At 73.9% G+C, this 12,677-nt stretch carries 9 protein-coding genes; 2 read left to right on the top strand and 7 right to left on the bottom strand.

All coding sequences use genetic code 11. From position 1 onward, the window contains the following. Positions 1-140: 140 nt before the first annotated feature. From BMW67_RS08365 to mnmC2, 5 genes are all read right to left on the bottom strand, one after another. The gene (locus BMW67_RS08365) at positions 141-2,450 is read right to left on the bottom strand and encodes a xanthine dehydrogenase family protein molybdopterin-binding subunit (RefSeq protein ID WP_072747081.1); all 2,310 of its coding nucleotides are present in this window, start codon (positions 2,448-2,450) and stop codon (positions 141-143) included. A gap of 98 nt (positions 2,451-2,548) precedes the next feature. Continuing rightward, positions 2,549-4,471 carry a bifunctional 2',3'-cyclic-nucleotide 2'-phosphodiesterase/3'-nucleotidase gene (locus BMW67_RS08360; RefSeq protein ID WP_072747080.1) on the bottom strand — a complete coding sequence of 641 codons (1,923 nt, stop codon included), beginning with the start codon at positions 4,469-4,471 and terminating at the stop codon, positions 2,549-2,551. A gap of 165 nt (positions 4,472-4,636) precedes the next feature. Next, positions 4,637-5,440, bottom strand: a complete 804-nt coding sequence (locus BMW67_RS08355; RefSeq protein WP_072747079.1) for an SseB family protein — start codon at positions 5,438-5,440, stop codon at positions 4,637-4,639. Positions 5,441-5,536: 96 nt separating this feature from the next. Then, positions 5,537-6,133: a uracil-DNA glycosylase family protein gene (locus BMW67_RS08350; RefSeq protein WP_072747078.1), complete on the bottom strand. Its 597-nt coding sequence runs from the start codon at positions 6,131-6,133 to the stop codon at positions 5,537-5,539. Beyond that, the gene (gene mnmC2 / locus BMW67_RS08345; RefSeq protein ID WP_072747077.1) at positions 6,130-6,855 is read right to left on the bottom strand and encodes a tRNA (5-methylaminomethyl-2-thiouridine)(34)-methyltransferase MnmC2; all 726 of its coding nucleotides are present in this window, start codon (positions 6,853-6,855) and stop codon (positions 6,130-6,132) included. Before mnmC2 ends, BMW67_RS08350 begins: the two co-directional genes overlap by 4 nt. Positions 6,856-6,883: 28 nt before the next feature. On the opposite strand from mnmC2, the gene BMW67_RS08340 reads away from it, so the two are divergent. Further along, on the top strand, positions 6,884-8,008 hold the full coding sequence (locus BMW67_RS08340) for an NAD(P)/FAD-dependent oxidoreductase (RefSeq protein WP_072747076.1): 1,125 nt from the start codon (positions 6,884-6,886) through the stop codon (positions 8,006-8,008). A gap of 693 nt (positions 8,009-8,701) precedes the next feature. Continuing rightward, positions 8,702-8,932 carry a hypothetical protein gene (locus BMW67_RS08335; protein ID WP_072747075.1) on the top strand — a complete coding sequence of 77 codons (231 nt, stop codon included), beginning with the start codon at positions 8,702-8,704 and terminating at the stop codon, positions 8,930-8,932. A gap of 377 nt (positions 8,933-9,309) precedes the next feature. Here BMW67_RS08335 and BMW67_RS08330 read toward each other — a convergent pair whose 3' ends face one another. Together BMW67_RS08330 and BMW67_RS08325 are read right to left on the bottom strand one after the other, a co-directional pair. After that, the gene (locus BMW67_RS08330; RefSeq protein ID WP_083581248.1) at positions 9,310-10,803 is read right to left on the bottom strand and encodes a hypothetical protein; all 1,494 of its coding nucleotides are present in this window, start codon (positions 10,801-10,803) and stop codon (positions 9,310-9,312) included. A 58-nt stretch (positions 10,804-10,861) separates the two neighbouring features. Next, the gene (locus BMW67_RS08325; RefSeq protein ID WP_072747205.1) at positions 10,862-12,670 is read right to left on the bottom strand and encodes an ABC transporter ATP-binding protein; all 1,809 of its coding nucleotides are present in this window, start codon (positions 12,668-12,670) and stop codon (positions 10,862-10,864) included. Between the last annotated feature and the right edge of the window lie 7 nt (positions 12,671-12,677).

Raw genomic sequence — 12,677 nt, 5'->3', positions numbered from 1 at the left:
CCCGTTCGCCCCCGCCCGTTCGCCGCCGCCCGTTCGCCGCCGCCCATTCGCCGCCGCCGCCGGCCGGCGGGCCGAGGCGGCGCCGCCGGAAGGGCCATGCGCGGGCCGACGCGCGGGCGCATGTCGCCAGGGGCGCGCCGTCAGGCGCGGCGCGCGCGGGCCTCCTGCAGCCAGGTCCAGATCCGGTGCGGCGTCATGGGCATGTCCACATGCGTCACCCCCGCGGGCGCCAGCGCGTCAAGCACCGCATTGGCCGCGGCGGCCAGGGCGCCGACGGTGCCGGCCTCGCCGCAGCCCTTCATGCCAAGGGGATTGGCGGTCGAGGGCGTGGGCTCGGAGTGGAACTCGATCATCGGCACGTCCTCGGCGCGCGGCAGGGCGTAGTCCATGAAGCTGGCGGTCAGAAGCTGGCCGTTCTCGTCATGCACGACGCGCTCGCTCAGCGCCTGGCCAAGGCCCTGGACGACGCCGCCATGGACCTGCCCCTCGGCCAGAAGCGGGTTCATCAGCACGCCCAGATCGTCGACCACGACATAGCGCACGACGCGCGCCGCGCCGGTGTCGGGGTCCACCTCGACCTCGCACACATGGCAGCCGTTCGGGAAAGAGCGGCCCGGCAGCGTCGCCTCGCGCTCGGTCGTCAGAAGGTCGGCGCGGCCCTTTTCGCGCGCGATGCGGGCCAGCTCGATCATCTCGACCGCCCGATCGGTGCCAGCCACGCGGAAGGCCCCCTCTTCGAACACGATGTCGGCGGCGGCGGCCTCGAGCTCTTCCTCGGCCAGGGGGCGGAACTTCTCGATCATCTCGTCCGCGGCGGCGTTGATGGCCGTGCCCTGCGTGGTGACCGAGCGCGAGCCGCCCGTGCCGCCGCCCTTGGCGATCAGGTCGCTGTCGCCCTGGATGACGCGGATGCGGTCGAAGGGCAGCCCCGCGCGCTGGGACAGGATCTGTGCGTAGACGGTCTCGTGCCCCTGGCCGTTCGACTGGGTGCCGACATAGAGGTTCACGCCGCCATCCTCGGCGAACTCGATCCGCGCGGTCTCGTTGGGCGCGCCCAGAATCGACTCGATGTAGTAGCACATGCCCCGGCCGCGCAGCATGCCGCGCGCGGCGGCCTCGGCGCGGCGGGCCTCGAAACCGTTCCAGTCGGATTCTCGCATGGCGCGGTCCAGCACGCGCTCGAAATCGCCGACGTCGTAAAGCTCGCCCGCCAGGGTGCGGTAGGGGAAGGCCTCGCGCGGGATGAAGTTGCGCCGGCGCAGCTCGGCCGGATCGACGCCCAGACGGCGGGCGGACCATTCCATGAGCCGCTCGATGACGTAGATCGCCTCAGGACGGCCGGCGCCGCGATAGGCGTCGACGGGGGTGGTGTTGGTGTAGACGCCCTTGACCGAGAAGAAGGCGGTCTGGAAGTCGTAAACGCCGGGCAGCACGTATTTCGCCAGCGTCGAGGGGATGTTCTGCGCGAAGGCCGAGTTGTAGGCGCCCATGTTCGCCACGCAGTCCACGCGCAGCGCCGTCAGGCGCAGGTTCTCGTCGAAGGCGGCCCTGGCATGCGTGACGTGGTCGCGGCCCTGGACGTCGGCCATCATGGCCTCGGAGCGGTCGGCCATCCAGCGCACCGCGCCGCCCAGCAGCCGCGCCGCGACCGCAAGGGCGAAATGCTCGGGATGCGGGAAGGCCTTCATGCCGAAGCCCCCGCCCACGTCGGGGTTGGTGACGCGCACCTGCCCCGGGTCAAGGCGCAGGCGGCGGGCGAGCTGCTCCTTCAGGCCCCAGACGCCCTGACCGTTGAAGCAAAGATGCAGCCGCTCGGCCTCGGGGTCCCACTCGGCGAAGGCGCCGCGCGGCTCGATCGGACAGGCGATGACGCGGTTGTTGACCAGCGGCAGCTCGACGACATGGGCGGCGCGGGCGAAGGCGTCCTCGGCGGCCTGCTCGTCGCCGAAGGCCCAGTCGAAGGCCAGGTTGCGCGGCGCGACGTCGGGGTGCACCTCGGGCTGCTCCATGGCGCGGGCGGTGTCGAAGGCGGCGGGCAGCTCTTCGTATTCGACGGCGATCAGCTCGGCCGCAGCGCGCGCCTGGGCCGGCGTGTCGGCGACGACCATCGCCACCGCGTCGCCCACGAAGCGCACCCTGTCCACCGCCAGAACGGTGCGGCGCGGCTTGGCGCCGGGCGTGCCGTCGCGGTTGACCACCACGGCGCTGTCGATGTCATGGTCCATGTGCGCGTCCATGTCCGCGCCGGTCAGCACCAGCCGCACGCCCGGCGCCGCCTGTGCCTCGGACACGTCCACCGAAAGGATTCGCGCATGCGCGTGCGGCGAGCGCACGAACGCCGCATGCGCCGCCGAGGCGGGGGCGATGTCGTCCACGTAGCGGCCGTGGCCGGTCAGAAAGCGCTGATCCTCGACCCGTCGGACGGGTTGCGAGACGCCGAATTTCGTCATGTTTCCTCACCCTGAACCCGGTTGCGCGGCCCGCGCGGCCGCCTTGCGCGCCAGCCTAGCGGGCGGCGCGGCGAAGTCCACCGTTTGATAAGCCCGCCTTATTCCCTTGCGCCGGGGTCCAGCCGCAGGCGGTAGAGCATGAAGCCGCCGGGGCCGGGACCGACGGGCGCGATTCCGGCGGCGTGGGGCTGGTCCAGATGCGCGACGGCGCGGGGGCTTGAGGGAAACAGCGCCGAGGCGCCCGGCGCCGGCGCGAAACTCCAGCCCGGCGCGCGCGGCGGCGCGATGTCGGGATGCGCGCGCAGATAGGCCAGCAGGGCGTCGCGGTTGGTCTCGGCGGTCTCGAACACGATCGCCTCGGGGCGCACGCCCGGAAAGGCGCCGCCGCCGCCCGCGCGATAGCTGTTCGTGGCCAGCACCAGGCGGGCGCAGGGGTCCAGCGGCCTGCCGCCAAGGCGCAGATCGACGATCCGCTCGGCGCCGGGGTCGATCAGCCGCCCCGACAGGTCGTAGCGGGCCGGCGCCGTCAGGTCGATGCGGTAGGTCACGCCATCGACGACGTCGAAGTTGAAGCTGGGAAAGTCGGGCGCCAGCAGCGGCTGATCCTCGCGCCCGGGCAGGATGCGGTTGAAGGCCGCGGCCGCGCGCTCGAGCCATTCCTTGAGCGTCGCGCCGTCGATGAGCAGCGCCCGCAGCTCGTTGGGATAGGGATGAAGCTCGGCCACATGGCGCATGGTGATCGCGCCGGCGGGCGCGCAGGCATAGTTGTCGGGCCCTCCGCGTCCGCCGCAGCGAAAAGGGGCGGCCGCCGACACAAGCGGCAGCCGCGCGAGCGGCGTGCCGCGCAGGGCCTGCGCCACGCGCCAGCTCTGGGCGCGGTTGACCAGCCGCAGCGACGGGTCGTCCGCCGCCATCGCGAAGAAGGTGCTGATCGGCGCGCGCAGCCGCCCGACCGGCTGGCGGATAAGCGCCAGCGCGCGCGCGTGGGCCGCGTCGGCGGCGGCCTGAACGGCGGGGTCGGCGGCCTCGGCGGGCAGCGCGGCGGTCCGGGCCAGACGCACCTCATGCGCCATCACCCGCCAGCCGCCGCGGCCGCGCCCGAGCAGAAGGTCGATCGCGGCCACATGGGCGCCGCCGAAGCCGGCCATGGCCGCGGGCTTGCCGTGAACCGTTCCGCGCGCCGGGTCCACGCCGGGGGCGGCGGGATGCGCGCCGGGAAAGGTCAGGTGCTGATGCCCGGCCAGGATGACGTCCACCCCCTCGATCAACGCCAGATCCTGCGCGCCTTCCTCCTCGTCCGGGCGCGCGGCGATGGGCACGATGCCCGCATGGCACAGCGCCACGACCAGATCGGCGCCGTGCGCCTTCATGAGCGGGACCAGCGCGCGGGCGCTCTGGGCGATGCCGCGCGCCTCGACCAGGCCGGCCAGGCGCCCGTGGTCCCATTGCAGCGTCTGCGGCGGGCAGAAGCCGATCACCCCGATGCGGATCGGCGCCGCGGCGCCGGCGCCGTCGCGCAGCGTGCGTTCGAGGATGACGTAGGGCGGCACGAAGCCCTCGTCCCGCGTCGGATCGGCGCCGCGCCTGCGCGCCAGATTCGCCAGAACGACCGGAAAGCGCGCCTGGCGCAGCGCCGCCGCCAGCGTGTCGAGCCCGTAGTCGAATTCGTGGTTGCCCAGCGTCGCGGCATCGTAGCCCAGGGCGTTCATCGCCGCGATGACCGGATGCGTCGCGCCGGGGTCGCGCGCCTGCTCGCGCGCCGCCAGATCGGCCAGCGGATTGCCCTGCAGGAAGTCGCCGTTGTCGAACAGCAGCGCGTTGGGCGCCTGGGCGCGCAGACTGCGGATCAGCGCCGCCGCGCGGCTCAGCCCCAGATGAGGCGCCGGGCGATCGGCGAAATAGTCGTAGGGCGCCAGATGCGCGTGCAGATCCGTGGTGCCAAGAATGCGCAGATGCGCGCGGCCCGGTCCGAGGCGCCGGGCGAAAGCGGCCTCGCCCCCGGCTTCGCGCCCGTTGGTCATGCCTCGCCCGCCGAAAACAAATCCCGCTCCCTCAAATGCCTTGGCGCAAACACAAACCGGCCCGTCGCGCCTTGGCAACGGGTGCGCGCCGACGCCCCGCGCAAGGCGGCGGCGCGTTGCGCGCGCGCAACGGATGATCCGAAACGCGAAGCCGCGCCGCAAGCCTCAGCGCAAGCGCGGCGGGCGGTCGGGGTCGGCGCCGGGGGCGGCGGGGCGCCGCGGCTCGGGCGGCGGCGCGATGGCGAAGCCCAGCCCCGCGGCGCGCGCGCGCGACAAGAGCGCATCGCCCTCTTCGGCGAAGGCGACGTCCAGCGGCGGCGCGCCCGGATCGGCCAGCAGCCCCGTCTCGGCGATGGCCTGAGCGGCCGGCCCCTCGGCCCCCGGCGCGCGCAGCCGCGCCACCACCGCAAGGCGCGCGGCGTCGGGCGCGCCCTCTTCGCGCACGCCGACAAGCCACGCCTCGGCCAGAACGGGCGACAGCGCGGCCAGCTTGGCGTCCAGCGCCTCGAGCAGCGCCCGCGGCGCGGCGCGCGGCGGCTCGACCGCCGTCAGCCTCTGCGCCTGGGCGCGGGCGGGCGCCTGGGCCAGGATCCCGGCCGCCCAGCGCAGCGCCTCGGCATCGTAGAACAGCTCGGACGGCGCAACGCCCGGATTGACGGCAAGGTTCACCGGCGCGCCGCTTTCGGCGCGCGCCGCCAGCAGCGAGACCAGCGCCCTTCCGGGCATCGCCGCATAGGGCGCGGGCCGATCGACGAAGGCGGCCAGCCTTTCGACCCGATCGAAGGCCAGCGCGGTCGGGCCGGCCTCGAGCGCCAGCAACACCGGGCTGATCGAGTCGCCCTGCGGCTCTTCGGTCAGCATCAGCAGCATTTCCGAGTTGAACAGCGCATCGAACACGGCGCCGGCGGACTGGTCGCCCCCCGCGCGCGCGAAGGCCGCGTCAAGCGCGGTCGGCCGGGGATCGGTCATGGCGGCTCCTTGCGAATGGCCAGGGCGGAACGGCCCGGCGCGCCGCGGCGCGGGCCGCCAAGTCATAGGGCCGCGCCGCGCCCGCGTGCAAGCGCCTCAGCGCAGCAGCTGCGCGACGCGCGCGCGCAGCCAGGGCACGACCTCGGCCTCGAACCACGGATTGGCGCGCAGCCACGCGGTGTTGCGCCATGAAGGATGCGGCAGGGGCAGGACGGCGGGCGCGTGGCGCCGCCATTCGGCCACCGTGCGCGTGACGTTGCGCGCGCCCAGCGCCCAGGCCTGCGCGTGCCCGCCGACCAGCAGCGTCAATTCGATCTGCGGCATCAGCGCCAGCGCCTCGCGCCGCCAGGTGCGCGCGCAGATCGGCGGCGGCGGCAGATCGGCGCCGCGCGCGTCGTAGCCGGGAAAGCAGAACGCCATGGGCAGGATGGCGATGCGCGCGCGGTCGTAGAAGGCGGCGCGGTCCACGCCCATCCAGTCGCGCAGCCGATCGCCCGAGCGATCGTCGAAGGGCAGGCCCGAGGCATGCACCCGCGCGCCCGGCGCCTGCCCGGCGATCAGGATGCGGGCCGTCGCCGACATGCGCGTCACCGGCCGCGGCTCATGGGCCGTGGCGGTCGCCGCGAAGCGCTGCGCGCACAGCTCGCAGGCGGCGATACGCGCCTCAAGCCGGGCGATGGCGTCGTCCGTCATCGCTGCGGCGCGCCGGCGGGCGGCTTGAGGGCGACCAGCATCTCGCGCTTGCGCGCGAAGCCGGGGCGCTTGCGCACCTCGAAGCCGGCCGCCGCCAGCGCCCGCCGCACGGCCCCGGCCGCCGAATAGGTGACCGCCGCGCCCCCCGGCCGGCAGGCCTCGAAAACCGCCCGCATCAGGGCCGGCTCCCACATCTGCGGATTGCGCGCCGGGGCGAAGCCGTCGAGGAACCAGACATCGGCCTCGAACCCGGCCCGCGGAACCAGCGCCCGCGCATCGCCCAGCCGCACCTCGAGCGCCAGGCCCGGCAGCGCGGCGCGAACCGCTTCGCCCTCGGGCCGCCAGGCGGCGCAAAGCGCGCGCGACAGATCGGCCAGTTCGGGCCAGCGGGCGTGCGCGCGGGCCATGACCTCGGCCGGGAGGGGATGCGCCTCGAACGAGGTGAAGCGCAGCGTCCCCTTGCCCGCCCGCAGGTGCAGCCGCCATGCGGCCAACAGGTTCAACCCCACGCCGAAGCCCAGCTCGGCCACATGCAGCCCGCCCGGCGCCGCCGCCATGCGCGCGGTCAGGTCCGCGCCCTCCAGAAACACGTGGCGCGCCTCGGCCAGGCCGTCGAGCGGCGAGTAATACGGATCGGCGAAGCGCCGCGACGTCGGCGTGTCGCCGCGCCATTCCAGATCGTCTTGCGCCGGGGCGCGGTGGGTGCTTGTGTGCCCGCTCATCGGGCCGGAATGTAGGCGGAGGCGCGGCATGCAGGCAAGCGACGTGCTTGTGATCGGGGCGGGCGCCTTCGGCCTGTGGACGGCGCTGGCCTGCCTCGAGCGCGGCATGAGCGTCACCGTGATCGACGAGCGCGCGCCCGGCGCGGGCGCCTCGGGCGGGCCGGTGGGCGCGCTTGCCCCCCATGCCCCCGAACGCTGGAGCGCGAAGGCCGATTTCCAGCTGCGCGCGCTGGTGTCGCTGCCCGAACGCATCGCCGCGCTCGAGGCCCGCACGGGCCTTGCGACCGGCTATCGCCGCATCGGACGCGCCGTGCCGCTCGCCGACGCGGCCCAGCGCGCCCAGGCCGAGGCCCGCATCGCCGCCGCCGCCCGGCGCTGGCCGGGCGCGCGCATGTGGATCGAAGAGCGCGCCCCCGAGGCATGGCCGCTCGCCGCGCCCTGGGGCCTGCAACGCGACGACCTGACCGCCCGCATCGATCCCGCCGCCCTGTGCGCGGCGCTGAGCGTCGCGGTCGCGCAGGAAGGCGGGCGGATCTTGCCGGGGCTTCGAGCGCGGCGCGTCGGGCCCGGATGGGCGCAGATCGGCGCGCGGCGCGTGCGCGCGCGCGCCGTGGTGGTCGCCGCCGGATGGCGCAGCTTCGCGCTGCTGGCGCCGTGGCTGCCCGGCGCTGGCGAGCCCGAGCACGGCCAGGCGGCCCTTCTGGCGATGCGCCCGCCGCCCGAGGCCTTCGCCATCCAGGCGCGCGGGCTGTGGATCGTGCCGCATGCGCGGGGCGTCGCCGTCGGCTCGACCGCGACGCGCAGGCGCGCGGATCGGCGCACCGACGCCGCGCTCGAGGCCGTGATCGGGCGCGCCCGCGCCCTGTGCCCGGCGCTGGAGGGCGCGCCCGTCATCCGCCGCTGGGCCGCGGCGCGCCCCCGCGCCGCCTCGCGCGCGCCGCTGGTCGGCCCGGTCCCCGGCGCCCAGGGGCTGTTCGCCGCCACCGGCGGGTTCAAGATCGGCGTCGCCATCGCCCATGCGGCGGCCGAGGCCCTTGGCGCGATGATCGCGCGGCAGCCTCACGCCATGCCGGACGAGTTCCTGCCGCGCAACCTGCCCCGCGCGGCCGCGCCATGGCGGCGGGCCGAGCGCTCCGAAGCGCCCGGGGCCTGAAAGCCGCGCCGACGCCCTCTTCGGCTCAGCGCTCTGTCATGCCCGCGCGCCCCCCGCGGTTCGATTGCGTCGCGCATCGACGCTTGGCGAGCCCGGCGCTTTCCTCGGGATTTCATTCTCAACCTTCCGGCAGAGCGCCTGTCTGGTCGACGTCTGGCGCGGAAGGCGCAGGCGCCGCCGGCCGAGCGACTACGCCGTGCTCGTGTCGTTCTTTGCGCAGCTTGCCGCGAACCACGCCGCGCGCCATGGTCGCCGCGATGGCGGGACCGGACGCGCCCGTCCCGGCGGCCGACCACGCGGCGCCGCCAGGCGCGAGGGCCCAGACGCTGCATAGGTCGGCTGGCCATGAGGCGCAGATCTCGCCGGGACGCTGGGCGTTGAAGGGCGCGCCGATCATCGCGCTGTCGGCCGCGATCCTCTGGGCCGCGCGGAACACGAACCGGATCTTCCTGTCGCGCGCTCCGTTCCACGCGCGCACCCGCCCGTCGCGCCGGACCTTCGGGGCGGCGCCGGCGACCCGGCTTCGTCCTTCTGGCCGCAAGGCCGGGACCGCCCGTGGGCGATCTGACGCGAATTTCGGGCTGATCCGAGCGGGAATGCGGCCGGCGGGCCGAGTCGCACGTCTTCGCCTCGCGGCAATGCCGGACCGCGACGCTGAAGGAGCTGATCTGCGGGCAGGTCCGGGCGCCGATCGTGGTCTTCGGCCACTCTTTCACGATCCCGCGCCAAAGCTCCACCTGGATCGACCGCCTGGCCCAGCGCGCCGGGCTTGGCGCCGTTCTCGTGCGCATCGCCGATTTCAGGCGCGCGCGGGCCAATCCGCGCTCGGCCGCCTTTCGCGACGCGCCGCCGCAGCGCGAGATCGTCGGATCGGTCGCGCGCGGGCGGCGGGACTGGAAGGCAAGGTTCTCTAGCTACCGCTGACGCGGCGCGACCTGTTCGCCCGCCCCGAGAGCGGGCGGATCCTCTTTTCGGCCTGCCACGTCGCCAGGCGCCCGGCGCGAGGCGCTGTGCGGCCCGCGCAACCTGATCCGGGGGGCGAGCTGGCGCGCCTTGCGACGGCGCCCGACAAGTGCACGGTTCATGCGCCGCCGCCCAGGGCGATCGACCTTTTCGCCCTTGCGCGCAAGGCGCTCGGCCCGGCCCATATCGACCTTCTCGGCCCGCTGTCGGCGGCCGCGCGGGCGGGCGTTCGCGACGCCTGCCGACCGAACGACGCCCATTGGGCCGCCGAGGGCAACCGCCTCGCCGGCGCCGCGACGGCCAGGGCGCCGTCGGATACGCCGGCGCGGCGACGTCGCTCAGCCGAAACGTTTGCGCAGCTTCTTGACCACCAGCCGCGGATCGCGCAGCGCGCGCACTGCCGGGCGGGCCAGATCGCGCCAGTCTCCGTAGCGGTTGAACGGAAATTCCAGAAGTTCGGGCCAGAGCATTCGGATCCCTTCGCGGATCATGCGCCCCTCGGCGCGCCACTCGGCCGGCAGCGACATCATCGCCTCGAGACTATCGCGGGCGGCCATGGGGTGGATGCGGGCCAAGCCCATGCCGGCCGTTCTTTGCGCCATGCCCCACGCGCTGACGCGAAGCTCGAGATAGGCAAGGTCCAGCAGCTGCAGCGCATCCATCCCCGCCGGCACGCCCTCGAGCCAGCTTGCCACCGCCGCCCGCAGGCGCGGATGCGCGGGCAGGCCGAGACGGGGCGTGAGCGCATCGGCGTCGATCCGCAGCTTCGCCGTGTCGCCCGGGCGCCAGAAGAAGCCGCGGCCAACCTCGCCGGCTGCGCCGCCGATCATGAAGGCGAACTCCGACAACGCCCTGACGGTCGGAAAGCCGTGCATGTTGCCCCCGCCCACGCAATGGCCCACGCGCGCGTGCCAATCGGCCGATTCGGCCGCCGAAGCCGCTCGGTAGGGCGCAAACCGATGGCTCAGGCCATGGCGCGCGGCGATCCGGCGCGACATGAGGCGGTCGATCTCGCCGCCCGGCGCGCCGATCGTGACGAATTCCAGCTCCTGCGCGATCTCGCGGCAGGCGGCGAGCATGAAGCGCGTTTCTCCGCCGGCGGTGAGGCAAAGCACCGTCGGCCCCGCTCGGCGCGCGGCGTCGACGCTGACGCGCACGTTGCGTGCGATGCGGGCCACCGCATCTTCGGGGCGCGGCGCAGGCGCGATCGGACCCTTGGGCCAGACCCGGCGCAGCCGCCACGCATCGAGGTCCAGAACGCGGCCGCCCAGAATGCGCTGGGCCCCGCGATGCGCCGTCAAGCCGGCGGGAAACCAGCCCTCATGCAGAACCCCGAGCGCAGCGTGCAGCTCGGAATCGAAACACTCGGGGGCGGCGGGCCCAAGCGCCAGCGGGGCCGTGCTGGCGGCGATGCGGCGCTCGGGGCAATGCACCGCCGGCACGCAACCGGCCGCGTCCATGTAGAGCCGCCGCGCGCCGGGAACGTCCAGGATGAACGCAAAGCCGCCTCCCAGACGCAGAATGTGCGCGTCGACGAAGGCGTCTGGGTCGCCTCCATCGGGCCAGGCGGCGTTCAGCCGCAGCTCCGCGCGCAGGAGGCGCCCCGCCTCCAGATCGATCGGATGCCCCAACAAGGCGCCCAACGGACGCCCGGCCGAGTCCGAGACGGGCAGGGCGGGCAGGCCCGGGTGCACCCTCAGGAAAAGCGAGGGCATGGGCACGCGCGTTCCGCCATGGGGTCCGCCGGCGCAGGGGTCGGCGGGCAGCTCGTGCGTCGACAGGATGAACTGGCCGTCGTAGTCGGCGGGATGATGCTGAATCTGAATAGCCATATGTCCGGCGCCTCCGAAAAACTGAAGCAAGAACTGTCCGAATGCCCCCGCCGCCGCCTCAGCCCCCCTCGCGGGCCAGGGCGCGGAAGGCGGGGCTTGTCGCGATCAGCTCGTCATAGGTTCCCGACGCCGCGACGCGCCCGCCCTCGAGCAGGTAGATGCGATCGCAGCCGCGCACGGTGCTCAGCCGGTGGGCGACCATGATGATGGTCTTGGCGCGGCCAAGGTTGCGCACCGCGTCCATCACCGCGCGTTCGGTCAGGTTGTCGAGAGCCGAGGTCGCCTCGTCCAGCACCAGCACGTCCGGGTCGTGATAGAGCGCGCGCGCGATCCCGATGCGCTGGCGCTGACCGCCCGACAGGCGCACGCCGCGCTCGCCCACATTGGTGGCGTAGCCCTCGGGCAGATCGCGCTCGACGAAGTCGTGCAGCTCGGCGATGCGCGCGGCGCGGCGCACCGCCTCCATGTCGATCCGCTCGGGCGGAACGCCGAAGGCGATGTTGGCGGCCACGCTGTCGTCGGCAAGGTAGATCTGCTGGGGCACATAGCCGATCGAGCGCCGCCAGGCCCGCAGCTGCTCGGGTCCGATCCGCGCGCCGTCGACGATCAGCGCGCCCTCCTGCGGCTCGAGCAGGCCCAGGATCACGTCGACCGCCGTCGTCTTGCCCGCGCCGGTGCCGCCCACCAGACCGACGGCGGTGCGCGCGGGCACGGTCATGTCAAGCCCGCGCAGCGCCGGGCGCCCCGCCTCGGGATAGACGTAGGAGACCCCGCGCAGCTCGAGCGCGCGGCGCAGGCCCAGCGGGCGCTCGGGCGGCTCGGGCAGGGGCGGCGGCGCGCCGCGGGGCGCGGTGGCCATCAGATCGGCGTGCATGGCCTCGAGCGTGGGCAGCGAGAAGCGCAGCGCCGTCAGGTCGCGATAGAGCTGCTGCATGGCGGGGAACAGCCGCGCGCCGGCGAAGGCGTAGAGGCCCAGCGTGGGCACGATCTGGGCGATGCCGCCTTCGCGCGTCAGCAGCATGTGCAAGAGCAGCGCCATCATGCCGCCGAACAGGATCGCCTCGAGCAGCTGGCGCGGCAGTTCCCCGATCACGGCCACCAGCGTGCGGATGCGCGCCAGCCGCTCGGCCGGCGCGCGAAAGCGCCGCGCGGCGGGGGCCTCGAGGCCAAGCACCTTGATCTCCTTGATGCCGCCAAGCGTCTCGTGCGCAGCGCGGAAACGCGCGCGGTTCATGCGCACGCGCTCGGCGCCGATGCGCGCCAGCAGCCGCCGCGCGGCCAGGTAGACCAACGCATAGGCGCCGCCCACCGCCGCCGCCGCCGTCAGCGCCACGAACGGATCGATCGCCACGATCAGCGCCACCAGAAACAGCACGATGGCGCCATAGGCGATGACCTTGATCGCGGGCAGGACGGCGCCGTTCACCACCACGTCGACCTCGGCCAGAACGCTCTTGGCCAGATCCGCGCCATGGCGGTTCAGGAACCAGGCGTAGGGCTGGCTCAGATAGCCCGTCAGAAGGCGCGAGGCGATGCTGTAGGCGCGCATCTGCGCAAAGCGGTTCATGGCGTAGAAGGTGGCGGTCTTGACCGCCAGGTTGAACAGGATCACGCCCAGCACCGCCGCGCCCAGCGCGACCAGGAAGGATTCGTCGCTTTCGAACCCGCCAAGCTCGTATAGGCTGCGCAGCACGGCGTTCTCGCGCGTCAGCTCTGGGCGCGAGACGACGGCCAGGAAGGGCAGGATCGAGGCCACGCCCGCCGCCTCGATGATCCCCATCGCCAGGATCATGACCAGGAGCAGCCCGAAGCGCCGGCGCTCGGCCGGGGTGAGCATGTCCAGCACCATGGCGTAGATGCGCCGCATCCGTCCT

Origin of the sequence: Oceanicella actignis (genome assembly GCF_900111545.1) — a bacterium.
GTDB classification, from domain to species: domain Bacteria; phylum Pseudomonadota; class Alphaproteobacteria; order Rhodobacterales; family Rhodobacteraceae; genus Oceanicella; species Oceanicella actignis.
This window is presented reverse-complemented; position numbering and strand designations above follow the sequence as displayed.

Coding starts and splice junctions, on each gene's coding strand:
- BMW67_RS08365 (WP_072747081.1), bottom strand. CDS start 2,450: ATGACGAAATTCGGCGTCTCGCAACCCGTCCGACGGGTCGAGGATCAG.
- BMW67_RS08360 (WP_072747080.1), bottom strand. CDS start 4,471: ATGACCAACGGGCGCGAAGCCGGGGGCGAGGCCGCTTTCGCCCGGCGC.
- BMW67_RS08355 (WP_072747079.1), bottom strand. CDS start 5,440: ATGACCGATCCCCGGCCGACCGCGCTTGACGCGGCCTTCGCGCGCGCG.
- BMW67_RS08350 (WP_072747078.1), bottom strand. CDS start 6,133: ATGACGGACGACGCCATCGCCCGGCTTGAGGCGCGTATCGCCGCCTGC.
- mnmC2 (WP_072747077.1), bottom strand. CDS start 6,855: ATGAGCGGGCACACAAGCACCCACCGCGCCCCGGCGCAAGACGATCTG.
- BMW67_RS08340 (WP_072747076.1), top strand. CDS start 6,884: ATGCAGGCAAGCGACGTGCTTGTGATCGGGGCGGGCGCCTTCGGCCTG.
- BMW67_RS08330 (WP_083581248.1), bottom strand. CDS start 10,803: ATGGCTATTCAGATTCAGCATCATCCCGCCGACTACGACGGCCAGTTC.
- BMW67_RS08325 (WP_072747205.1), bottom strand. CDS start 12,670: ATGCGGCGCATCTACGCCATGGTGCTGGACATGCTCACCCCGGCCGAG.